The 23,874-nt window shown below is 44.8% G+C and carries 17 protein-coding genes and 1 pseudogene; 7 read left to right on the top strand and 11 right to left on the bottom strand.

The genetic code is table 11. From position 1 onward, the window contains the following. A pseudogene (locus AB4351_RS20945) lies at positions 1 to 197 on the top strand (hypothetical protein); the annotation flags it as partial. A gap of 302 nt (positions 198 to 499) precedes the next feature. On the opposite strand, the gene AB4351_RS20940 reads toward AB4351_RS20945, so the two are convergent. From AB4351_RS20940 to AB4351_RS20930, 3 genes are all read right to left on the bottom strand, one after another. Next, complete coding sequence (locus AB4351_RS20940) at positions 500 to 2,404, bottom strand: bifunctional UDP-sugar hydrolase/5'-nucleotidase (RefSeq protein WP_372127052.1); 1,905 nt, start codon at positions 2,402 to 2,404, stop codon at positions 500 to 502. Positions 2,405 to 2,705: 301 nt separating this feature from the next. Then, positions 2,706 to 3,695: a zinc-dependent alcohol dehydrogenase family protein gene (locus tag AB4351_RS20935; RefSeq protein WP_017059992.1), complete on the bottom strand. Its 990-nt coding sequence runs from the start codon at positions 3,693 to 3,695 to the stop codon at positions 2,706 to 2,708. 20 nt (positions 3,696 to 3,715) lie between these two features. Further along, positions 3,716 to 4,504, bottom strand: a complete 789-nt coding sequence (locus tag AB4351_RS20930; RefSeq protein ID WP_017059991.1) for a phytanoyl-CoA dioxygenase family protein — start codon at positions 4,502 to 4,504, stop codon at positions 3,716 to 3,718. Between the two features lie 321 nt (positions 4,505 to 4,825). Between AB4351_RS20930 and AB4351_RS20925 the strand changes: the two genes are divergently transcribed. Continuing rightward, positions 4,826 to 6,016: a GGDEF domain-containing protein gene (locus AB4351_RS20925; RefSeq protein ID WP_372127050.1), complete on the top strand. Its 1,191-nt coding sequence runs from the start codon at positions 4,826 to 4,828 to the stop codon at positions 6,014 to 6,016. Here AB4351_RS20925 and AB4351_RS20920 read toward each other — a convergent pair. Together AB4351_RS20920 and AB4351_RS20915 are read right to left on the bottom strand one after the other, a co-directional pair. Beyond that, complete coding sequence (locus AB4351_RS20920; RefSeq protein ID WP_017064271.1) at positions 6,003 to 6,884, bottom strand: DMT family transporter; 882 nt, start codon at positions 6,882 to 6,884, stop codon at positions 6,003 to 6,005. The genes AB4351_RS20925 and AB4351_RS20920 overlap by 14 nt on opposite strands. Positions 6,885 to 7,075: 191 nt before the next feature. Further along, positions 7,076 to 8,407, bottom strand: coding sequence for an MFS transporter (locus AB4351_RS20915; RefSeq protein ID WP_372127049.1), 1,332 nt, complete (start codon positions 8,405 to 8,407; stop codon positions 7,076 to 7,078). Between the two features lie 317 nt (positions 8,408 to 8,724). On the opposite strand from AB4351_RS20915, the gene kduD reads away from it, so the two are divergent. Further along, positions 8,725 to 9,486, top strand: coding sequence for a 2-dehydro-3-deoxy-D-gluconate 5-dehydrogenase KduD (kduD, locus tag AB4351_RS20910; RefSeq protein WP_017067926.1), 762 nt, complete (start codon positions 8,725 to 8,727; stop codon positions 9,484 to 9,486). Positions 9,487 to 9,539: 53 nt separating this feature from the next. Beyond that, entirely contained in the window at positions 9,540 to 10,178 is a 639-nt protein-coding gene (locus AB4351_RS20905; protein WP_372127047.1) for an RpiB/LacA/LacB family sugar-phosphate isomerase, read from the top strand. Between the two features lie 122 nt (positions 10,179 to 10,300). Here the strand turns inward: AB4351_RS20905 and AB4351_RS20900 are convergent, their stop codons facing one another. Further along, entirely contained in the window at positions 10,301 to 12,910 is a 2,610-nt protein-coding gene (locus AB4351_RS20900) for a response regulator (protein WP_372127046.1), read from the bottom strand. Next, entirely contained in the window at positions 12,903 to 14,132 is a 1,230-nt protein-coding gene (locus AB4351_RS20895) for an acyl-homoserine-lactone synthase (protein ID WP_372127044.1), read from the bottom strand. The genes AB4351_RS20900 and AB4351_RS20895 overlap by 8 nt, the downstream gene beginning before the upstream one ends. 668 nt (positions 14,133 to 14,800) lie before the next feature. On the opposite strand from AB4351_RS20895, the gene AB4351_RS20890 reads away from it, so the two are divergent. Then, positions 14,801 to 15,193, top strand: coding sequence for a cystatin domain-containing protein (locus AB4351_RS20890; RefSeq protein ID WP_372057262.1), 393 nt, complete (start codon positions 14,801 to 14,803; stop codon positions 15,191 to 15,193). Positions 15,194 to 15,296: 103 nt separating this feature from the next. On the opposite strand, the gene AB4351_RS20885 is transcribed toward AB4351_RS20890, so the two are convergent. After that, the gene (locus tag AB4351_RS20885; protein ID WP_372127043.1) at positions 15,297 to 15,875 is read right to left on the bottom strand and encodes a hypothetical protein; all 579 of its coding nucleotides are present in this window, start codon (positions 15,873 to 15,875) and stop codon (positions 15,297 to 15,299) included. A 196-nt stretch (positions 15,876 to 16,071) separates the two neighbouring features. Continuing rightward, positions 16,072 to 17,670, bottom strand: coding sequence for an isocitrate lyase (locus AB4351_RS20880; protein WP_012600243.1), 1,599 nt, complete (start codon positions 17,668 to 17,670; stop codon positions 16,072 to 16,074). 141 nt (positions 17,671 to 17,811) lie between these two features. Between AB4351_RS20880 and AB4351_RS20875 the strand changes: the two genes are divergently transcribed. Both AB4351_RS20875 and AB4351_RS20870 read left to right on the top strand, forming a co-directional pair. Beyond that, a complete protein-coding gene (locus AB4351_RS20875) occupies positions 17,812 to 18,765 on the top strand; it encodes a LysR family transcriptional regulator (RefSeq protein WP_012600244.1) in 954 nt (317 codons plus the stop codon). Between the two features lie 155 nt (positions 18,766 to 18,920). Then, a complete protein-coding gene (locus AB4351_RS20870; protein WP_372127041.1) occupies positions 18,921 to 21,104 on the top strand; it encodes a malate synthase G in 2,184 nt (727 codons plus the stop codon). Between the two features lie 210 nt (positions 21,105 to 21,314). Here AB4351_RS20870 and AB4351_RS20865 read toward each other — a convergent pair whose 3' ends face one another. Continuing rightward, entirely contained in the window at positions 21,315 to 22,742 is a 1,428-nt protein-coding gene (locus AB4351_RS20865; protein ID WP_372127039.1) for an NAD-dependent succinate-semialdehyde dehydrogenase, read from the bottom strand. A gap of 230 nt (positions 22,743 to 22,972) precedes the next feature. Then, positions 22,973 to 23,761, bottom strand: coding sequence for an IclR family transcriptional regulator (locus tag AB4351_RS20860; protein ID WP_372127037.1), 789 nt, complete (start codon positions 23,759 to 23,761; stop codon positions 22,973 to 22,975). Between the last annotated feature and the right edge of the window lie 113 nt (positions 23,762 to 23,874).

Raw genomic sequence — 23,874 nt, 5'->3', positions numbered from 1 at the left:
TGAATTACGCAACAAAGCCCAAGTTTGGTTGTGACCATGCTTATGAGGCGAACTATATATCTGTCAAGCAAGGGGTGGTTCAAAAAAACAACAGACGCAGTGGTACAGAGTTTGAAAATGCATGGGTCAATGCTGTTGTAGGTAACGTGGTTGATGCTCAGTGGCTGGAAGGTGAAGCTAACTACTTTGGCTCGTAGGCTTAACGCACATGAGCTTTCTCGTCGTTAATAGGCAATAAGCATATTGGGCTGCGGCAGTAACCAACACTCTCGAACAACAAAGTCGTCTACTTAACTTTGCCCAAATTCAGATTATCCGAAGTAGACGACTTCGAGCTTTAGCTCTAACGCATTCCTGTCCAATTATGAGTTAGCCTTTGTGGCTCATTCACCAATATTAACCGTTTTACTCAGTACAGATGTGGTGTTGGAAGATGGGAACGACAACGACCTAACCACGCTCTAAGCGTCGTTAAGTCGCTATTAGTTGAGGTCAGGGATTAATTGAGCGCTTCAATCAGAGTGATTTCGCGTTTGATCTGTTTGCTCTCTTGCTCAGTCGCCTGCGCCAGTTTCTTTTCGCGTGTGGTTATGGCTGTTTGTTTGGCTTCGTCAGATTTGAACATCAGTTCTTTTACGTTGATAGAAGCGATGTTTGTGTAGCGGCCATCGTCACTGGTCGGGATTGATATGGTTTCATCATTAATCAATGACTTCACTATCTCTCGTTGTTCATTGTAACGGCTCTCTAAACCAGAAAGTGCCCATCGCTGCTGAGTTTTACCTTCATACTGACCGTTCTTTTCTTCTTTGAGATACTTGATGGTCATATTACGGATTGTGCCTGCTTCTTCTCCATACTCTGCTTCCGTATCAAAGAGTACAGGGAACGATTCACCTTCTAGCACGCCGCCTTTCTTGGTTAGATGACCCATTCGATAGCTATTCATACCAATACGGATTTCTGTTTGATCAGTAACCGGTGTGCCATCTGCAAACGCGAGGTTGGTGATGCGTGTACCTGCAGGCTGAGTGAGGTCGATGGTATAAGTCACGCCCGCGAAGAAGTCATTGGTTGAGTATTTTGATGCTCTGCGTTCAGGGTTAAAGCTGTAGGTCACATCACCGGGTTGCACTGAGTTGAAGTAGCCCGCAGACCATTCCATGTAGGTTCTTAACTCTTTTCCTGTCATCTGGTAGACAGTGATTTCGCCACCTGCGTATTGGTAGTTGTACGCGATGTCTTTGGCTTTGATTGGGCCAACATCGAGCTCTGCATTGTCGTTGTCTATTTGAAGTGCAATGACATTGGCTTTGGGTGCATAGAAGAAGCTCGCTTCTTGGTATAGCGCACTGATGCCTGTGTCTTGAACGTGGACTTGAGGGATACCGCGGATTTCATTTTCAGGGACTAAATCAACGCCGGTAAGCTGAGCGACAGGTCTGTTCGCCATTTCTCGGAGTTGTTTGTGATAAGGCTGGTATAGCTCGTCCATATTCTCATCAGAGTCGATACCTTTAATTTTATAGGTGAAGCTGTCTTTGTTGACGAGAGTGAATGTGCCATCGCGCTCTTCAAATTGAAGATCGATACGAGATAGGGCGCGGCCATATCTGTCGGGTTCAGTAATAATAACGCCATTTACAACGGCTTTATCGATGCGAGTGTGCATGTGGCCAGCGACGATGGCATCAAGCTCTGGGTTTGCATTGGCAATGTCGGTGACACCGGTGTCGGCAATGTCATTCTCGTTCTCAATTCCCATATGGGCAACCAATATGATGGCATCCACTTTATCATCAATCTCTTTGACGATTTTCTTCACTTCCAAGGTTGGATTAGTGAAAGTGACGCCTTCTAAACGGTTGGTACCTTGCGCAAAGACCTCCGTCATTGGGGTATCCATTCCGATCACGCCGATCTTAATGCTACCGCGTTCTAGGATGGTGTAACCAGGCAGGAATGGGTTTCCGTTTTTGTTCTTGATGTTGCCACCGAGAGACTGCCCTTTAAATTGGGTAACGGCCCTGTTGAGGGTTTTGAGGCCAAAGTCGAATTCGTGGTTACCTAAAACCCACACATCGTATTTCATGTGATTAAAGCCAAGCATCATTGGATCAACGGGCTCGTCTTTGAAGGTTTCTACGAAGTTGCCTTGGATGGTATCGCCAGCGTCGACAAGGATAATGTTAGATTGCTTTTTGCGGATCTCACCAACTTTGGTCGCGATTTGGCTCAAGCTACCACGAGTGTTGAGTTTATCTGCCGCGTAATCCCACGCCATAAAATGACCGTGGATATCTGAAGTACCCAGTATCGTGACATCGTGTATATCGCCATCAGCTGCAAAGGTGGGAAAGGCTAGAGAGAGTAGGATGGCGCTTGATAGTATGTGTCTTTTCATAAGTATGTTCACATCGTGGTTTTAAGTATGACGCTACCATATAGAATCGAGGTTATCTTATGGGTGATCAGTATCATATTTATAATGATATAACTAATTGATGTTTCAAATAAATGTGATTCATGACCATCTCGTAACCACTTAAGTTATGGAGAAATGCACCACAACTCTTCGCTATCTTTTCAATCTTCGATTTCTTTAATCAAACTTCCTAAGCGATGGTGTATTAACAAGCACGCTTGTAAGCTGTTGAACGTCTTGCCTGTTGAAATAAACAAGGTATATATCGTCCAACTCTCACTTACTGTGGCAGTAAGATGATCTTGCCCTCTAGGCGTGTGGTTTTCGATTCAATGAGATCAATCGCGGTTTGCACTTCATCGAATGGTAGATAGCGGTCAACGTCGAGCTGAATGTCGTTTGTGATGAAGTGATCTAGCATGGTCGTGAACTTATCACGGCGAACATCTTTACCTTCTGCTTCCTCCCAATAACGCAAGAAGAAGGTGCTGAAATCGATGTGTTGGTTTTTCGCGTACTCAAAGAAGCGTGGCTCGTAAAAATCCAACGACAGCGTCCCATAGTTGATAAAGCGCCCGTTGTTGCCAAGGGTGTGAACAAGATCGGTTCCGGGTGAGCCGCCAATCGCATCAAAGGCAACGGTTGGCATAGGCAAGCCTAATGCCTTAATTTGAGAAACTAGATCAGCGTTCGCATCTATCACCCAACAGGAAGTGGCAGGGTATTGTGTCTGCTGTGATGTAACGACAATGATGTTGAAGCCGAGTGATGCTGATAACTGGGAGAAGATCTTACCGATGGCTGAACTGCCCGCGTTGATGATCAACACATCCTCTTGGGTCAGCTTGGCTATTTCTGTCGTTAGCACCCATGCGGTTAGCGCATTAATGTACAACTGACAGGCGTAGCCATTGTCTAAATGTTGAGGAATTTGGAACAGATCATCTGGTGATACATCGACATAGTTCTGCCATGTTCCACTGGTTGCCACAAGCACTCGTTGATTCACTATAAACTCAGCACTGCTGGATTCTACAATCCTTCCTACCGCTTCAAATCCCGGTACTCTCGGCGGCTGATGGCTATGTTTGTATTGGCCCACACCATAAATCGACAACAGATCACTAGGGTTGATGTTAGTCGCTTCAATTTGTACGCGAACTTTATCTTTGTCTAGTACCCCTAAAGCGACATGTTCTAACTTGAGAGATTCTTTTGGCTGACCGAAACGGAACTGGCTAATTCGGGTATTTTGCTTAGTGTCAGTCATAGTTTGGGCACCTTTATGGATTATGAGTACTGCATTGATTTTAAGTGTAGCGTGTTCATAAACAACCTTGGGTCGCTAATATTGCTTAACATAGCTGGCGTCGGTAAACAGTCGTCATCAACGTAGTCGACATAGTCTGCCGCCGAATCGAAGATCAAAATATCCAAAGCCAAACGATCCAAGCCATATCGGCCTCGGTGGATCATATCCGCTGAAAACACCAATAAGTCACCTGCGGCTAACGGTATCTGCTTACCACCAGAGATGTCATCGCTGCTCACTTTGCCGTTTTCTTCTTGGCGAACATTGTACTCTTCTTCGTTATCCCAACGTTTGTGCGTGCCGGGGATAAGTTCCATGCCGGGCTCATCAAAAAGGGGCACTCGCAGATGCAATACTTGGGTTTCCATGATGACTTTCATCTGGTCATCAATGTCGTAGTCGTATTGACAGTCACGATGCCAGAAGTCTTTTTGCTGCGGGTTTACTGGGTTGAAGAACAGCTGTGTATTCATGAATGCCGGCTTGTTCGGAATCACCGCATCAACCACATCCATCACTTGTTTCGAGCTGATGAAGTCGAAAAGCACGCTTCTATCGTCGGCAGGCAAATACTCGCTTCCCGTAATTAAAGACGAGTTAAATGCTTCTTCTTTATAGAATTCTTCGTTGTCTGCTTTCCATGATTCATGAAATTTCAGCACGACTTTTCTAAGCGATGCAATTTGAGCTTCATTGAAATAATTTCTGATAACAAAGTAACCATGTTCGTCGTAACGGTCACTTAATTGTTGGCTGTTTTCTACCACTGACTACCTTCGTTCATTCTTTGCTGTATAATAACTAAGGTCAACAGCCCCTAGAGATTTCTTGGGCGCATAATGCCAGACAGTCGTCATTCAACCAAGTAACGAGTGCAGAAGCCTGTAGATTCAGTGATGCTATGAAGCCATATGGGGGGCGAGTTTTACATGCCTATCCATGTCATGGACTCATGCGATACCGATCTCCCCATATGTGACACATCCCCTATTTTACAAAGTGTAATGATTCATATAGTGAATAAATTTATGGTTTAGATAATTATTGACCATATTGTGATTTAATTGGCTTAGGGAAGAGAGTAAATCATGGATGGTTTTTCGCTGGATATGAGAACACTTAATTTTATTATTATTTTGTTCTCTTTCATTTACTGCATTGGCTTGTTGCTGTTCCAATTTACCCAACAGTCCATTAAAGGGCTTTCAATTTTTTCCATTTCAATATTTGTTATTGGAAGTGGGCCGTTGATGTTGAGCCTAAGAGGGGAACTCCCTGATTGGATCACTGTTATTGGCGCCAACATGGTTATTGCGCTTGGCTTTCATCTCGCTTTGTATAGCTTATGCTTATTCCGAGAATATTCCCTAAAATGCACCTACCTCAGCAGTCTGATGATGTTGGCTCTTTTACCATGTTTTATTTATTTCACGTACTACGAACCTTCCATCAAGGCTCGAATCATCCTCATTAGTTTCTATTTAGCCTTTGTGACTCTTTGCACTGCTTTTGCGGTATTGAAGGGTCAACGTGATGACTTGACCTTAGCAACTCGGATGATGGCCTTGTCATTTTTGATATATGGCGGGTTTATGGCTTTCCGAGTAATGGTGACGCTATTTTCAGCTGAGTTGCAGGATTTCATGGCGGCTGCACTCATTCATCAGCTTGCCTTTTTAGTGAGTATTGTTCTTATCGTATCGATGAGCTTCACGATGCTCTGGTTGATTAATGCAAGGTTGCTTAGGTCTATTCATGACCTATCTTACAGTGACCCTTTAACGGCACTTGGAAACCGCAGAGCATTAGATGAAATGGTACCAGTCATCATGAAGCAGGCGGGGAGTACACCTGTCAGTGCCATTATGATGGATATTGATAATTTTAAGTCGATCAATGACCAACACGGACACATTGTGGGTGATCTCGTGATCAAGTCTTTTGCTGAAGTGGTTCAAAGTGCGATAAAAACATCGCCTAAAGCCAGTGCGTTTCGTTTTGGCGGAGACGAGATAATGATTTTATTGCCTAATGTCGATTTCCAACAAGCTCAGGTTATTGCCTGCAAGTTACGATTGTCTATTTCAGAGGTATCAGCAGTACAAGAACATGAGATGTTTCTGACATCGAGTTTTGGTGTTGCTCAGCTTCACCCGCATGAGAGTTGGAATGGGTTTATTAGCCGAGCCGACAAAGCGTTATATCAAGCGAAAACAAACGGTCGCAATATGACTTCAATTTGTCCTAGTCATATTAACGAGCTCGTCACTGCCACATAACCAATACTGCTGCGATAGAAAGCAAGATGAGCGCAAGAATGTCTTTGCGCGCGATGCTTTGCCCTAACCAGAAATAGGATATCAACACCATGAAGATCACTTCGACTTGCCCGAGTGTCTTTACGTACGGCACGGCTTGAAGCGACATCGCGCTAAACCAACCCAGAGAACCGATAACACTCGCTAAGCTTGTCATGATGACTAGTTTCGACTTCTTGAATATCAGGCGCAGCGTGTCGCGTTCTCTGAAAAAGAGATACGTACAGATAATCACTGTCTGAAGGGAAATGACGAGGAACAGCACCCAAGCAGCGCTATGAGGGAAGGGCAACCCTATGCTCAAACTTGCTTCCCGTACCCAAAGAGACGTTAAAGCAAAGGCGGTGCTACACGCCATACCTAATAAGAACACTTTCGGGGACAAGCTTCGCCAGCCAGAAGCGCTACTCATGATTAGCACGCCTAAAGTACCAATAAGTACGCCGACCCAACCTGTTAGTGTCAAAGCAGTACCAAAAAACAATACGGATAGCACAGCAGATACGGGGGCTTCACACTTGGCTAAGCCTGCGCCTATCGCATAGTTTTCGAGCTTGAACAGCATCACCATTAAGCCGGTCGCGAGGATCTGCATGATGGCGGCAGCAACAATATAGAAAACAAACTCACCCGAAAAATCCGGTGCGGAGACTGGCTGCCATTGATAGAGGGTGTAGAGGTAAATAAGGGCGATTGGGCCAGCCCAAATAAAACGCGCCAACGTCACGCCAGCCACGCTCATGGTGCCACTTAATTTACTTTGAAAGGCATTGCGCCAAGATTGGCTAAAGGCAGCAAGGAGAGTAAAGGCTATCCAACTAAAAGACATGACGCGTCCATGTGTTATGTAATTTGCTGATTATATTAACAAATAAAACCAATATAAGAAGCGACTTGTTCTTTTAATAAGCAATAGTCAGTTGCGTGAATCGCTCGGTTTTGAAGAATATTCGGTCTTTAAAACTTGCGCTGTAAACCTTAACGGCTTCATTTACTTGTCACTCGACATCAATCGATTGTTTAGAAAATCGCTTCTTTTCTGTTCTTGAAGTAGAACAGCGCGCTGATCAAAAAGAACAGTAAGGTGAAGTAATAGAAAAAAGAAGACAGTGAGGCCAAGAAGGCAAGGTTCTGTTCTATTTCTTGTTCGGTGTAGCCCTGAGACACCAACTTATAGTAGTAAGCGTACAAGATACCGATCAGACCGTATCCGAGGTTAAACATCAAACCTTTGAAACTAAGAACGGTGGCTCTGTTGTGTGATTCGGTTTTTTTATTCAGGTGGTAGCTGATGAAAATGTTCATCGTCATGATGATAAAGATTAATACTAGTGCCGGAATGACTCCGTAAATCGACCAACCTAAACTGATCCAGTAATAAGTCGCCATGCTTGCCAATCCCATAACCACAATGAAGGTTTTAGGCTCAATACTCTCTGCTAATCTTCGGCTTTGTCCTGCCAATATAATCTTAAGCAAGCTGATACCCGCACCAATAAAACCAAAGTAGATAATTGGAATATCAATGGCCAGATAGTATTGGCTGTTCATGGTTAGGAACATGCGTGAGGTGTGTTCGAATAGGCTGTAGTAGAGCAAGATGAACAGCACGTAAGGCGTAGCGAATACCCATTTACCTGCATCGATCGTCAATTTAAGACTTGAGATGGTGGTTGCCAATTTGGTTTGGTCGCTTGGCATCAGCTTTTTCTCTTCGCGCATATTAATCGCGGCATAGATGGCGATCATCGCTACAAATAGGGTGGCGAACACAGGAATACGCATCAGATCTTTGGTGCTTTCTGGTTCGGCTAGTCCAAGGAAATGAAAGATGTTCGTCATAAAATTCACGTCGTACATCGCCGCACCAATCAGCGTGACAAAGATACCGACCGTTGAGGCGACACGAAGCTGGATTTGCAGCACTCGCGGCCACAACTCTTCATTACCTTGTTCTTTTAAGGTGTCGTAAGCCAATGCCTCGTCGGCGCCGCTGGCCAGTGCCATCGCTAAGCCACTGAGAATCCGGTTAATCAGAAAGACTATGAACACCAAGTCGGGGTTTCCGGTTGGCACTAAGGCGATCATTGCGATCTCAACAAACATCACAATCGAAGACAGCACCACCAGTTTCTTGCGGCCTAAGGTATCGGCGAATGCACCCGACGGTACTTCAGCAAGCACAATGGTGGCCGCCCAAACTACATTGAGCATCGCGAATTGAGACAGGGTTAACCCGTAATCTAAATAAAGTAGTGTGAATATAGGGTAGTAAAAACGCGCAAAGTAGCTGCTTCTAAACATCAAGAAGTAGCGGACATTGGGAATTTTAAGGATCTCTTTGAGCGTCATGATAATTTCAGTAATTTAGATAACACATTATTATGTATAACCCTTTTACTCTTTTAAATCATGGAATTGTTGCCAAATCCCTAAAATATCTGGTTTGGGTGATCTTCGAACTCATTGTTCATAGTGGGTTATAGGTTTCTCGTCTTCAAATCACTTTCCCCTATTCATTTAGTTTGTGGTGCCGTTTCACTTGTTCGACTGATTTTGGTGCAAGATCGAACTTCTACAACGTCGCTCTCGTATTTACATCTTATTGTATGATTTAATTATTGGTAATAACGATACGCAATGAATCCAATGTAATTGAGGAAGCGAGCATGATCTTAGAGTCATTCAGTCTGGAAGGTAAAGTAGCGATAGTGACGGGCTGTAACACGGGGCTTGGGCAAGGTATTGCATTAGGCCTAGCGGAAGCCGGTTGTAAGGTTGTCGGTGTTAACCGAACAGAGCCTGAAGAGACTATTGAGAAAATGAGTGCAGCAGGTCATTCGTTCCTAAACGTGAGTGCTGATCTTCTCGAGCAAGCGTGCATTCCAGGGGTTATAGAGCGCACTTTGGCTGAGTTTGGCCAAGTCGACATTCTCGTGAACAATGCAGGAATTATTCGCCGCCAAGATGCTATTGAGTTCTCAGAGCAAGATTGGGATGACGTAATGAACGTGAACACCAAGACGGTGTTCTTTATGTCTCAGGCTGTTGCAAAGCAATTTAAGGCTCAAGGTACTGGCGGAAAGATCATTAACATTGCATCGATGCTCTCATTCCAAGGTGGCATTCGAGTTCCTTCCTATACGGCTTCAAAAAGTGCTGTGATGGGAGTGACACGTGCTATGGCGAACGAATGGGCGCGCGACAATATCAATGTGAATGCGATAGCACCCGGTTATATGGAAACGAACAATACTCAAGCTCTGCGTGAAGATGCTGAGCGCAATCAAGCGATTCTTGAGCGTATTCCGGCTGAGCGTTGGGGTAAACCGCAAGATATCGCAGGTCCTTGTGTGTTCTTAGCATCATCAGCATCGGATTACATTAATGGCTATACCATTGCTGTTGACGGTGGTTGGTTAGCACGCTAGTTGGTTTTTTATTCTAAATTTTGAGTTTGCAGCAATCTTGCAGGAGAAGATAAATGAAAATCGCTTTAATGATGGAAAACAGTCAAGCAGGCAAAAATGCTATGGTATCAGCTGAACTAGAGTCAGTTGCTGGTGGTTTTGGTCACGATGTCTTCAACCTAGGAATGACAGACGAGAACGATCACCACTTAACGTATATTCATCTAGGTATTATGGCGAGCATTCTGATTAACTCAAAGGCTGTTGACTTTGTTGTGACAGGATGTGGCACTGGCCAAGGTGCTTTGATGTCACTGAACCTGCATCCGGGGGTGGTTTGTGGTTACTGCCTAGAGCCATCAGATGCTTTCTTGTTTAACCAAATTAACAACGGTAATGCTCTCGCTCTCGCTTTTGCTAAAGGCTTTGGCTGGGCAGGTGAACTCAACATTCGTTATATCTTTGAAAAAGCGTTCACAGGCGAGCGTGGTAATGGGTATCCACTAGAGCGTGCAGAACCACAGCAACGTAATGCAGCAATTTTGAATGAAGTGAAAGCGGCGGTGGTAAAAGATAACTTTATTGATTCTCTGAGAGCCATCGACCAAGATCTAGTGAAAACATCGGTTGGCAGCGAACGTTTCCAACAATGCTTCTTTGAGCATTGCCAAAACCAAGAAATCGCTGATTATGTTCGTTCACTTTTAGATTAATTAGAGCGTTTAGTTCTGATAGAGCCAGCCTTGTTCGGCTGGCTTTTTGATGAATAATTAAAGGAAAGTTGTGAGGCAGACAGTAATCAACTGGAAAAATGGCGATTCGTGTTTTCCTGAATTTACTCTTCATCTTCGGTTTCTTTGGGAGCATTCGACGCCCAGTCTTTTTCAAGCCAGTTATCGAGCACGTGTTGCAGCACGTTCAAGGAGGTTGGTTTCTCTAGGCGACCATCCATCAACTTGCTGATCATATCTAACTCGTGCTGTCCTGATTCGCCAGACAAAGCAATGATTGGCGTTTGAGGAGAGCGTGCCTTGATGATTTGGCTTGCGTCAAAACCATTCATTATCGGCATTTGTACGTCCATTAAGATCAAATCGACCTTGTGTGTTTTGAACAGCTCGACGGCATTCTCGCCGTTTTTAGCTTGTAAGCTATTTACGCCAAGTCGACTCAGGTACATCTGAACAAGCGTGCGTTGCACTTCTTTATCATCGACGATAAGCACGGTTGGAGCCAAATGGTTCTCTGGGGTTAGCGTACTTGTTGGCTCTGAACTTTGCGTTTCCGCTTGGTTATCTGGCTTAACTTCTGCGTTGGGTTTGTTTTCAGTTGTGGTTTGATTACTTTTCCAATCATTGAAGTAAGGCGTACGAAGTGCGTCTGCTTTGGGTGCATTGGGTACTACCGGGAAGTACAGGTGGAACTCAGTAAACTCCCCAAGTTTAGAGTGGCACTCAACTCGGCCGCCAAATGAACGCATCACACGTTGGCAATAGCCAAGCCCTAGGCCGCTACCACCGCTTTTTTGGTAAGAGAAGAAGTCATCAAAGATCTTATGTGCAATGGCTTCGTCAATGCCAGGGCCGGTATCTCGGAATATCAGAACGTTCTCGTAAGGCCCTGTGTTGGTGCTGATCTCAATTTGGCTTTCTGGATAAGAATCAAAGTAATAGATTGCATTACGTATCAGGTTGAAAATAACGAAATTGAATAAGGTTTCATTGAGCTTTGCTACAAAATCAGCGTGTTGTGGTAAACGAATGCGTTCAATGATCTTTTCATTCTCAAAACCATAGTGGCTTACGGCTTGATCTACGGCTTTGTGGATAGAGGTCATGGCCACAGGGCCGTGTTCAGGCGTACTGTCACTGACTTCGCGCAGGATGATATCAATCAGTTGTCGCCCGCGTTGAATCGCCGCTTGGCCATTCTCAATATCCTTTAGGATTTGTTTAGCTGGGGCTTGGTTATCAATGTGCTGTTTTAACACCTCAAAATGCAGCTGCACTTGAGCCAGCGGGTTACGCATTTCGTGTGCGATAGAATTAGCAAGCGCGCGACTTTGGCGAATGCGTCTATCGGCTTCAATGGTGCTTTGTACACGAGTTAACAAGGTTTGCAGTGCAGAGATCTCTTCGTTAGAGAACATCTTATCGTTGCTCTTATGTGATGAGACCAATAAGTGCGTGACCGATTTCCCCTGACCAAATAAAGGCATCACCAAAGCGGTATCGTTGGAGCTCATCTTGTCATACAGGGCTTTGATTGAGCGCTTGGCTGGTGCGGTGTAATCAAGCTCCTGAGACAACTCATCGAACACTAAAACGGACTTGTTAGTAGACAGATAATCTTCGTAGAAGGTTTCGTTATAGTTGCTGTTAACTAGACGTAGCTTATCTTCTGGAATTTGCAGTAGGCTACCCAAACGACGCATTGCATCATCAATTGATAGCTTGAAATCCTCTTCTAGCGCGAGGATCTGTTGTACTGGCGTTTTCTTGTTTCCGTAGATAAAGAATGAGGCGTAGTCGCTCACACGTTTGTAGAGTAAATGCCAAGTGATGCCGATAACCGCGCAGATCGGTATAGCAATGAGCCATTGGTTATCGTCTGTCAGTGGGATAAATATCGCGCCAAAAGGTATCACCAAAATTGCACACACCAACAACGTATTTAGGCTCATGTACGCAAGGTATTTCACGCTATAGAAGCGAGAGGTCAGTAGAGCATAGCCAACGAACAACATCTCACTGATCGACAAGGCTGGTGGTAGCCAAGTGAGTGAGAAGTCACGCAAGAAGTAGGTCATACCTAGATGGATCGTCGCAGTAGACAGCATGAACACTAAGATGCCCGCGATCATGTAGTTGGTTTTGGCTAAGGTAAGCTTGCTGCTGTTGGCGCGCATGGCCACGAGGTTGAATAGCGTCAGGACAACGAAGCTGATCATCCCGATAAAGAAGTACGGCGTGTGTGTGCCAAACTCGATCACGAACTGGCTTGGGCCAGCAATCGTGACATGTTCAACGGTTAACCCCGGACTTAAATTGATAAAGAAGGAGTAGACAGTCAGTGTGACAAAAATGGCTTGCTGCCATGCATGAACCTTACCATTACGTTGTTCGGCTGCGAGTTTGCACGAGAAGTAATAGGCAAAGGCAAATGCAAAGAAAGAGGCGAGGTTGGCAAACTTTGCCGCGAACACAGCGGCCGAGGCCCCAAGTTCTGGCAATAAATCGGTATGGAAGTAGGCGTTGCTGCTGATCCACGCAACAATACAGATCGAATAGGCGATGTAAGGGGCATGGTGTGTCCCTGCGATCACTTCGTTCTTCTGTTTCAGGCGATAGCAGTAATAGAACAACCACATGACAACCACAGCCACGGTTGCAAGCAGTGTGATTGCTTTTGCATAGATGATCGCCTCTAGGCCGAAATCAAACATGTTCATCCTTTTTCACCGAGCTAGTTTTTCCTGCCGAGCGCGACTTTTCTAATGACTTTCTGCTTTCTCGCACTGCGCGTTTGTAGCTTCGAAAATCGACATTATTGAACGCTTTTACCATCATCTCAAAATTCCAGAATCCACGATAAATTGTCGTGCCATCGTCATTTAATTCGCAATATCCAGAATGGAAGTATGCATTGGAATCAATGGTTTGATAAAACTGAAGCATGAAAGGTTGCTCGATAATAGTGAAGCCAATCTTATAGCCTATTTGGTGTAACACACTCATCAGCTCTTTTTGAGAAAGGTAGAGGAAATAGAGCTTTTGTTGGGTATTGCCACTGACTGTCAGACGTAACACCTCACACAGGGCATCTTTGTCGGACAATTGTAACTGGAATTGTTGGTCAAATTCTGGGAGAGAGTAACATTTTGACAGTGTAGGCGGTGTGAAAAGTTGTAACCCTGCGAGTTCATCGTAGCCGTAATTGGGTAAACAGTATTGCCATTGCTCATTGCTGAACGGGGGCGCGTAACTTAACCACGTATCACTCTTAGACCAGTCTTGAATCAGCGCAGAGGAAGCCAGTGTCGGAAAGGCTTCATCGACTGGATGTTTGAGCAGAATAAAATGCTTGCCTGCCTGAGAAAGGTGTAATAAAGGCAGCATCTCAAACCATTTTTCACCCTTGATGAACACCTCAAGATTGCTTAAAGCAATGGCATCGCTGATTGGCATTCCTTGTGGGTGACTCGGTGTTTGTACCAAAAGTGGCTCATGTTCTATCTGTTCGATGATCGCACCGTAATAAGCACTGTCATTGATAGGGAGGTCGACATGAGAAATGGAGCTTGGATTTAATGGAGATTTTGCTTTGATCGCAGCAATTTCACACTCACACCAGAAATCTAGCCAATGCATATAGCACTGCCCTACAGCCTGTTCTAGAAGAGCAATTTCTGCAGATAGTGTATTTGGATAGCGCAGAATCAGATCGCGGTAGTCCATCACCTCAAACAATACAGAGTAGCTTTTGTTTTGATGCTCTGGGAAAAGCAATTCTAACTGGCTTCTACGATATTCAGTCACGTTTTGAAAAAGCTCAGTGCGCTCATGTGGCTGATAAGTGTTGATGACGAGCTCTATCAGCGCTCGCTGTTTTATTTCGATAGACAGACTGCTAGCCAACAGTGAGCCTAAAGACGACGTTAATTTCATGTTTAACCTAGCCTAGGTTTATATAATTATTTTTATTTGATCTGCACTATCTATAGGACACTGATTTTAGGTATGTGTTTGAAGTTACGTTACTTTGAGAGAGCCAATCGTAACTTTACTTGTGTCCATGGTGTGAGAAGTAAGTTGCATAATCGGGCGAGATTTTACTACTTGCACTCACCCTCAACAATAAAGATTTTCCATATTTGAATGAATTCAAAGATGAACAAAATACATTATTATCAACAACTTGTAGGGTTGGATCACAGTTTTAAAATCAGACATGATTAAGTCGAGCATAAACTTTTGGATTTATAAAATAATTTCAAATATCTATTTTTTGAACCAATATCATAATCCACATCAAGATGAGCTCATCTTATTAATTGCAGCGTGAATGTATTTGGTGTGAGATATGTAATTAACTGATGCATTATATCTGTCTTATACTCGCTTATTCCTTCGCTACCCATTCTATTGATTTAAATATCAGGTGGATAAAAGCAGTGCTCCAGTGCTCGACTTTGTTTTCCTGACAATCTTCTGTGTTTATAGAGTAGTTACACCATAATTTCTGATGAATTGATGACATTCGAGGTTTAAGCTTGTCTGCATATGAAACATTATTACGAGTGATCCCTCGTGAGTGATTGAGGTGGAGAGAATTTATGAAGAAAGTACGATTAACATCATTACTTGGAATAGCAGCCTTGTTTAGTGTCGCGGCGTTAGCTGGGTGTAGTCAGAAATCAGAGGTACCGACTCAACCACAAGAGAATGCGAACCCTATCTGCAGTACTAAAAACCTGACGGGTGGTTGGTCGCAAAGTGAGATTACACCAGAAGCTAAGCAAGCTTTAAACGCAGTTCTTGGTCAAATGAACACTTCAGCTGAGCTCAAGCAGATCCTGAGTGTGCGAACTCAGGTTGTCGCGGGTTTGAATTACGCTATTGAGTTTGAAATGGATAATGGTGAAGTGTGGAACACCATCGTTTACCGTTCTCTACAAGGTGACATCGAAATGACGCAACCTGCACAGAAAGGTCTTCTGTGCTCATAATCTAGATGCGTCTGTATCTTGTGAGATAGGCTGATAGCAAATAAAAATGGCTCCGTATTGGGAGCCATTTTTGTTTTTAAGAAGACTGATTCACTGAACGATTTCAGTCGGCCAGCTCGGGCTCGGCTAACTCCTGAACACAAGCTCGGCTGATGTCTTCATCAATGTAGGCCATACCGAGTTTATTGAGGTAGTCCATGCGATCGGCAGTGCGAAGCTCGATGTCGGGGCCTGCAATGTTGTTGGCTTGATAAATTTCAGTGAGATGAGACATGAATTGCTCGCCCACACTCATCATCAATAGACTCATTGCGCCTACGTCCGGTCTTACTTTGGTGCGTTGCTTTTCAGATAGGTTTACCGCTAGTACGATAGGTTGTTCTTCACCTTCGAATCGAACGCCTCGCTCACGAACGGTTTGTTGAGCCCAGTAGTACGCCAGTTCTTTACTCTGAGTGAGAAACACTGGCTCAACCGATTCGGTATAGTTGTTGCCGATGGTTGCCATAGTTTTTGAAGCTGCTTCGTTGAGCGCTTTGTCTCCAGAACGTTTTAAACCTTGGCCTTGAATCGAAGCCAATAAAGCTGAAGATGTGCCGTGATACCAAGTATCACCCATCGCGAAACCATTCTCTGATAACAGTGTTTTTGCATCTTGTAGGTGTGTAGGTATTGAAGTCATAGGCACTCTCAACAAATAGGAATCTGAACAAATATGTATACAGTTAGCTTAAACAGAAGTTGTTCGGTTAACCGTGGTGTGGAACACAAATCTGAGGCTTTGAGATAAAGCTGGCAGTACAAGCTTTATCTCAAAGCCTTCCCCCGGATCTTACCTAAGTAAGAGAGAAGGACGGGGGAGGCTTTAGCGTTAGCGATTAATCAAATTGGTTCGATGTATTCGCTTCACCTGCAGCTTTTAGTGCGTTCTCACCAGCAAAGTACTCTTTGTGGTCATCACCCATGTCAGAACCAGACATGTTTTGGTGTTTAACACATGCGATGCCTTGGCGGATTTCTTTACGCTGAACATTCGCAACGTAACCTAACATGCCTTGGTCGCCGAAGTACTCTTTCGCTAGGTTGTCAGTAGACAGCGCAGCAGTGTGGTAAGTCGGTAGCGTAATCAAGTGGTGGAAAATACCCGCTTCACGTGATGCGTCTGCTTGGAATGTACGGATCTTCTCGTCAGCGCTTGCAGACAGTTCAGTTTCATCGTATTCCGCGCTCATTAGGCTTGCACGGTCGTAAGCTGAAACATCTTTACCTTCTGCTACCATCGCATCGTAAGCTTGCTGACGGAAGTTTAGCGTCCAGTTGAATGATGGAGAGTTGTTGTAAACCAGTTTCGCATTAGGGTGTACTTCACGTACGCCGTCCATCATCTCTTTGATTTGACCGATGTGTGGTTTCTCAGTCTCAATCCAAAGTAGGTCAGCACCTGCATTGATTGCTTCGATACAGTCAAATACACAACGATCTTCACCAGTACCTTGGCGGAATTGGTATAAACCTGAAGGTAGACGCTTAGGTCGAACTAGCTTGCCGTCACGGTTGAAACAAACATCGCCTTCAGCCATATCAGCAACATCAATCTCTTCAACATCTAGGTATGAGTTGTAGATGTCACCTTGGTCGCCCGGCTCTTTCACTACGGCGATTTCTTTTGTTAGGCCAGCACCTTGTGAATCGGTACGAGCAACGATGATGCCGTTGTCGATGCCTAGCTCAAGGAAAGCGTAACGAAGCGCACGAAGTTTTGCGTGGAAGTCAGCGTGTGGAACCGTTACTTTGCCGTCTTGGTGACCACATTGTTTCTCATCGGCTACTTGGTTTTCGATTTGTAGACAACAAGCTCCCGCTTCAATCATCTGCTTAGCCATTAGGTAAGTCGCTTCTGCGTTACCGAAACCAGCATCGATATCGGCAATGATTGGCACTACGTGTGTCACGTGGTTGTCGATTTTGTCTTGAATACGGTCTTGTAGGTTCACATCGCCTGCTTCACGCGCAGCGTCTAGCTCACGGAATAAACCACCCAGTTCACGAGCATCGGCTTGGCGTAGGAATGTGTATAGCTCTTCTACTAGGCCAGCAACGGATGTTTTCTCATGCATAGATTGGTCTGGAAGTGGACCAAAGTCAGAGCGAAGTGCAGCAACCATCCAACCAGAAAGGTATAGGTAACGACGGTCAGTCTTGCCATCAAAGTGCTTCTTAATAGAAATCAGCTTTTGTTGGCCGATGAAACCATGCCAGCAACCCAGAGACTGAGTGTATTGAGAGCTGTCTTCGTCGTAAGCCGCCATGTCTGCACGCATGATATCTGCCGTGTATTGCGCAATATCCAGACCTGTTTTGAATTTGTTTTGAGCTCGCATACGAGCAGCAGATTCAGGGTTAATTGCATCCCATGGAGCACCAGCAGCGCTTTTTGCAACTTCAATCATTTCGATATCTTGTGTAATTTGCGACATAACTATTCCTTAGTTTCACGTGGACATGTTGGCCAATTTGGCGAGGTCATTTGATTTGGATTAAATCTAACCATGGACAAATAATAATCATGTATGTGATAATTTTGTTAATTTATAGTTATTATATTCGGTATTTTTCTTATGAATATTGCTCGTATAGACCTTAATTTACTTGTGTATTTAGACATGTTGCTACGTGAGAGAAACGTTACACGAGCAGCAAATCAATTGGGTATTACTCAGCCTGCCATGAGTAATGGCCTTCGCCGATTGCGTGATCTGTTTGAAGACCCGCTATTAGTAAGAACAAGTGAAGGGATGATACCGACCGAACGCGCGCATAAGTTGCAGCCACTGATTCGAAACATCTTGGCGAATGTAGAGAAGACACTGCAACCGACCACAGAGTTTAATGCAGAAGACAGTGAACGCGTGTTTCGTATCATGGCGAGTGACTATGCAGAGTCGACCATTATTCAACCTCTTCTGAAAAGGTTAAGTGAGATAGCACCGAAAATACGACTGGATATCATGACGCCAAGTGACGTGAGTTATCAGGATGTAGAGCAAGGTACCGTTGATATAATTATCAACCGATTTGACGATATTCCTCAGTCGTTTCACCAGATGAGCCTCTGGCACGACGGGTTTTCTTGCCTATTTAGTTGTGACAACCCGATCGCCGACAACTTCGATATTTTGTCTTATTTAAAGGCACAACATATTTGGGTAAGTAAGACAGGTATGGGAACGGGAGTGGGAATAAACCCAAGTGAAGCACAAAAGCTTGGTTGGATAGATGAGGCATTAATGCGCATCGGTAAAACCCGTAACATCACGGTGTTTACTCGACACTATTTGTCGGCGATTCTCTTCGCTCAGCAGAAGAACCTTATCCTGACTATTCCTACCAAAGCAGCTCAACTGCAGCGCAATAATCCTAGATTGTTGATCAAGCCTGCGCCATTTGCGATTGAACCCTTTGAGGTGAAGATGGCGTGGAGTCCATTGTTACAAACCAATCCAGACCATCAGTGGATGCGTCGTTTGATTAAAAGTGTCGCTAACGAAATCGAGAGTGGAGTGACGGAATAACATAGTTTGTAGGGTATTTTTTATATGAATATCCAATATAACCGGCATAAATTAGCTAAATTCATGTCCGTTAAGTAAGTTTAAATCAGTAAAGTAAATTTGAGCTAGTCACGAAAATTTATTGAGTAGCCATCAATTAGTTTGAGAGAGATTTTATGAGCAGTCGTATTCAACAGGGAAGCTTGAACATTGATAGCACCCTCTACCAATTAATTAATGAGCAGGTGATTCCTGGAACAGGCATTGTCGCTGAAGACTTTTGGCAATCATTTGCAACCATTCTTGAAGATTTGGCGCCAAAAAATCGCGCATTGCTTATCAAGCGTGAAGATCTTCAACATCAAATTGACGTTTGGCACCAAGAGCGTGCCGGGCAAACGCTAGATCCTGTAGAGTACAAACAGTTCTTACAGCAGATCGGTTATTTGGTTCCTGAAGGCGATGACTTTCAAGTGACGACAGCCAGCGTAGAACCTGAGATCGCAACACAAGCAGGGCCGCAGCTTGTGGTGCCAATCATGAACGCACGCTTTGCACTTAACGCAGCCAATGCGCGTTGGGGCAGTCTATATGATGCGCTCTACGGAACGGACGTGATCAGTGAAAGTGATGGCGCGGAAAAGGGCGGAAGCTTTAACCCTGCTCGTGGCGCTAAAGTAGTGACTTATGCTCGTGAGTTCCTTGATGATGCAGCGCCATTAAACGGTGTCTCTCATAAAGACGTGACCAAATACAGCATCAGTAACGCTAGCATCGGCAATAAGCTCATAGCGACACTCGATAACGGCGAAGAAGTCACTCTCATTGATAGCGACCAGTTCATTGGCTATCAAGGTGACGCAAGTTCCCCTTCGTGCATTCTTCTTAAACACAATAATCTGCACATCGAAATTCAAATTGACCCAAGCGCACCGATTGGTAGCGTTGATGTGGCGGGTATTAAAGATGTGTTGGTCGAAGCTGCCCTAACAACCATTATGGATTGCGAAGACTCGGTTGCTGCAGTTGATGGTGAAGACAAAGCATTGGCTTACCGTAACTGGTTAGGCTTGATGAAAGGTGATCTGCAAGAATCACTAGAGAAAAACGGCAAAACTATTGTTCGTAACCTTAATCCCGATCGCCAATACACCAGCGTGACGGGTGGTGAGATTTCACTAAAAGGCCGCAGCATGTTGTTCATCCGTAATGTCGGCCACTTGATGACTAACCCTGCGATTATTGATGCCGAAGGTAATGAAGTGCCTGAAGGCATTATGGATGGCATGATCACTTCGTTAATTGCGATGCATGATTTAAAAGGCAACAGCGCGTACCAAAACTCGACTGCGAACAGTATCAACATCGTAAAACCTAAGATGCATGGCCCTGAAGAAGTCGCCTTTACTAATGAATTGTTTGGCCGTATTGAAGATGCATTAGGGCTAGATCGATTCACGATAAAAGTCGGCATCATGGACGAAGAGCGTCGTACTTCGGTTAACCTTAAAGAATGTATTCGTGCAGCTAAAGATCGTGTTGTGTTTATCAACACAGGTTTCTTAGACCGAACGGGTGATGAGATTCACACCAGTATGGAAGCGGGGCCTTTTGCTCCTAAAACACAGCTGAAAACCATGACTTGGATTGGCGCATACGAAGATCAAAACGTTGATCTTGGCTTAGCTTGTGGCCTGCAAGGTAAAGCCCAGATTGGTAAAGGTATGTGGCCAGAGCCAGACAACATGGCGAAGATGATGGATGCGAAAATCGGACATCCACAAGCGGGTGCTAATACTGCTTGGGTTCCTTCTCCAACCGCCGCGACTTTGCACGCGCTGCACTATCACAAGGTGAGTGTACTAAGCCGTCAGAAAGAGCTTCGTGAGCGAGTGAGAGCCAATGTTGATGATATTCTTACTATCCCGCTACTGGGCAACCAAAAGCTGACTGCGCAAGATATTCAAAGTGAACTGGATAACAACACACAAGGTATTCTGGGGTACGTGGTTCGTTGGATTGATCAAGGCGTTGGTTGTTCGAAGGTACCTGATATTAACGATGTCGGCTTGATGGAAGACCGAGCGACGCTGCGTATTTCAAGCCAGCACATTGCAAACTGGTTACGTCACGGCATTTGCGAGGAAGCTCAGGTAATGAAAACCATGAAGCGCATGGCCGCAGTGGTGGATGAGCAAAACGCTGGCGACCAGAGCTACCGTAACATGGCGCCTGACTTTGAAAACAGCATTGCATTTTCAGCGGCGTGTCAGTTGGTATTCGAAGGCTGTGCTCAGCCGAGCGGTTACACCGAGCCAGTACTGCACGCGATGCGTCTAAAACTGAAAGCACAGGAATAGCGAAGCAACCGAATAACAAAAATAGAGAATGTAAAATACTAAAAAAAGAAACCCCCTTTAACCGAGCCCAAGGTGCCGCGCTTTTATAGCGCGGCTTTTTTTTGATTCATTTTTGTGGTGGGAAGGGGGGAGAATGGGGCAGGTTTGTGCTCACTAAGACTTAATTATTTCCGAGCCCTAATCACTGCCAGAACTTAGTTACTACCAACCTTATTTTCCGCCAAAGCAAAGATACTTAATGTCCATGTACTCATCGATGCCTTCTTTCGCACCTTCACGGCCAATACCTGATTGTTTCACACCACCGAAAGGCGCGACTTCGGTTGAGATTAGACCATCATTAATGCCGACCATACCGTACTCAAGCGCTTCTGCAATGTTCCACACTCGGTGGATGTTCTGACTGTAGAAGTAAGACGCCAAACCATAAATCGTATCGTTGGCCATCTCGATAAGCTCTTCGTCCGTGTCGAATTTCATCACGGGCGCGACTGGGCCAAAGATCTCTTGTTGAACGATGTCCATGCTGTGTTTTACATCTTTAAGAACAACAGGTTGAATGAAAAGCCCATTAAGTTCCTGAGTTGGCGTGACAGGCGTGGCACCTTGTTCAATCGCTCGGTTTACCAAAGCTTGGATGTTGTTCTTTGCGTTCAGGCTGACAACAGGGCCAATCGTGACACCTTCATCTAAGCCGTTACCAATCTTAAGCTGCTGAACCGCTTGATCGAATTTAGCCACAAACTCATCGTACACTTTACTGTGAACGTAGAATCGGTTTGCACAGACACATGTTTGACCTGCATTACGGAACTTCGACGCCATTGCCCCTTGAACGGCTGCATCGATGTCGGCATCGTCAAACACAATAAATGGTGCGTTACCGCCAAGTTCCATTGAGGTGCGTTTGATGCCTTTTGCTGCTTGAGCCATCAAAATACTGCCCACACGGGTCGACCCAGTGAAAGAGATTTTTTTGATCAGCGGATGCGAAGTGAATAGGTTGCCCACTTGTTCAGGGCTTTCACCAAGCACCACTTGAAGTAGATCTTTAGGGATACCCGCTTGATAAGCCAGTTCAACCACAGCAAACGCAGAAAGCGGTGTCTCATCTGAAGGTTTCACGACAAAGCTACAACCCGCTGCTAAGGCAGGAGCCGCTTTACGAGTGATCATTGCAATCGGGAAGTTCCATGGCGTAATCGCACATGCGACACCAATAGGCTGCTTGATGGTCACCAAGCGTTTGCCAGCGACTGTGCTAGGAATGGAATCACCATAAGTGCGCTTCGCTTCTTCTGCAAACCATTCAATGAAGCTCGCGCCATACACGACTTCACCTGTCGCCTCGGCTAACGGCTTGCCCTGTTCCATTGTCATGATTCGAGCAAGGTCATTCTTGTTTTCGAGGATCAACTGGTGCCAGCGATGAAGTAGTGCAGCACGAGATTTAGCAGGAATTTTTGCCCACTCTTTTTGCGCTACATGAGCTCGTTCAATCGCGCTCGCTAACTCTTTTTCTGATGATACCGGTGCGTGCCCGATGAGTTCACCCGTTGCTGGGTTTGTGACTGCAACTGCGTTGTTCGCTTCTGTCACCATAAAAGAGAGTAAGTGCTGGTTATCAATGTTTAGCATCGTGATTCCTTTGTCGTGATTACTTTAGACGTGTTGCTGATGTGCGTGTTGGCGAGTGTTCAGATCACTTCGACCAAATGTTGATTGGTCGCAGATTGTGGTCGTTAATTCGATAGTTTTGAAGCCCTTGTTTACGCAAGCATTGTTTACCAAATCATGTCTATCAAAGTAGGGCTTTCGAAATCCATGATCAGCTAAGTCATGGACTTCGAAATTCTCTAAGAAAGTGCTTACTGCTGACTCCAATTATCAGCTTCGATCTTCGCTAGCGCTTTTGCTGCTTTTTGAAGTGCGGGCAAGAATTTTATTGCTTCATCTGGTTTCACTCGAATCACAGGTGCTTGTATCGCTAGGCCTAGGTTTGATTGACCTGTTGGTGAGGGTATCAGCACAGCGATACAGACTAAGCCTGGTAAAAACTCTTCGTCATCAATAGCAAAACCTTGGATTTTCGCTTCTTTGATGTCTTTCTCTAGAGTCGAATAGTCGGTAATCGTGTTTACGGTGTATTGAGTCAGCGGCACATTTTCAATTAATCGTCTGCGCTGCGACTTAGACATGTGTGCTAAAAACAGTTTGCCGGTAGCCGAGCAGTGCACGGGAACGCGAGAGCCGGGGTGCAGGTGAAAGCGAAGGGGGGCTTCAGTTTCGGCACGATCGAGATAGATGATTTCGCCACTTGAAAGAGCGGTCAGGTTACAACTCTCACCGACTTCTGCTCTCAGGTTCTCAAGGATAGTGCGTCGCGCGCTGTGCATGGTGCTATTCAAAAGTAGGTTTTCGGCAAGTTTTCTGAGTCGAATACCTGAGCTGTAGTGCTTTTCGTCGCCATCTCTTTGAATGATGCCCGCCGCTTCTAACTGTTGAAGCATTCGGTGCAGCGTGGGTTTTGGCAATCCGGTCTCTTCGACTAAACCTTGCAGAGAAATAAACTCGTCTTTTTGCGCTATCACCTCTAATAGTGCAAAAAGTCGGAGGGTCGGTGTATCCCCTTGAACTTGCGGTGTTTCTGTTTGCATACAGTGATTCATCCTTGCGATATGTCTATGCCTAAGAGTGTACATATCAAATCATTATTCTTCAATTATCTGAATAAAATTTGACCTTTTTTGTTATTCCAATAATATAAATA

It is taken from the genome of Vibrio sp. 10N.261.51.F11 (assembly GCF_041471665.1).
GTDB classification, from domain to species: Bacteria; Pseudomonadota; Gammaproteobacteria; order Enterobacterales; family Vibrionaceae; genus Vibrio; species Vibrio crassostreae_C.
The sequence above is the reverse complement of the archived record's forward strand: the minus strand, read 5'-3'. Positions and strand labels throughout refer to the sequence as shown.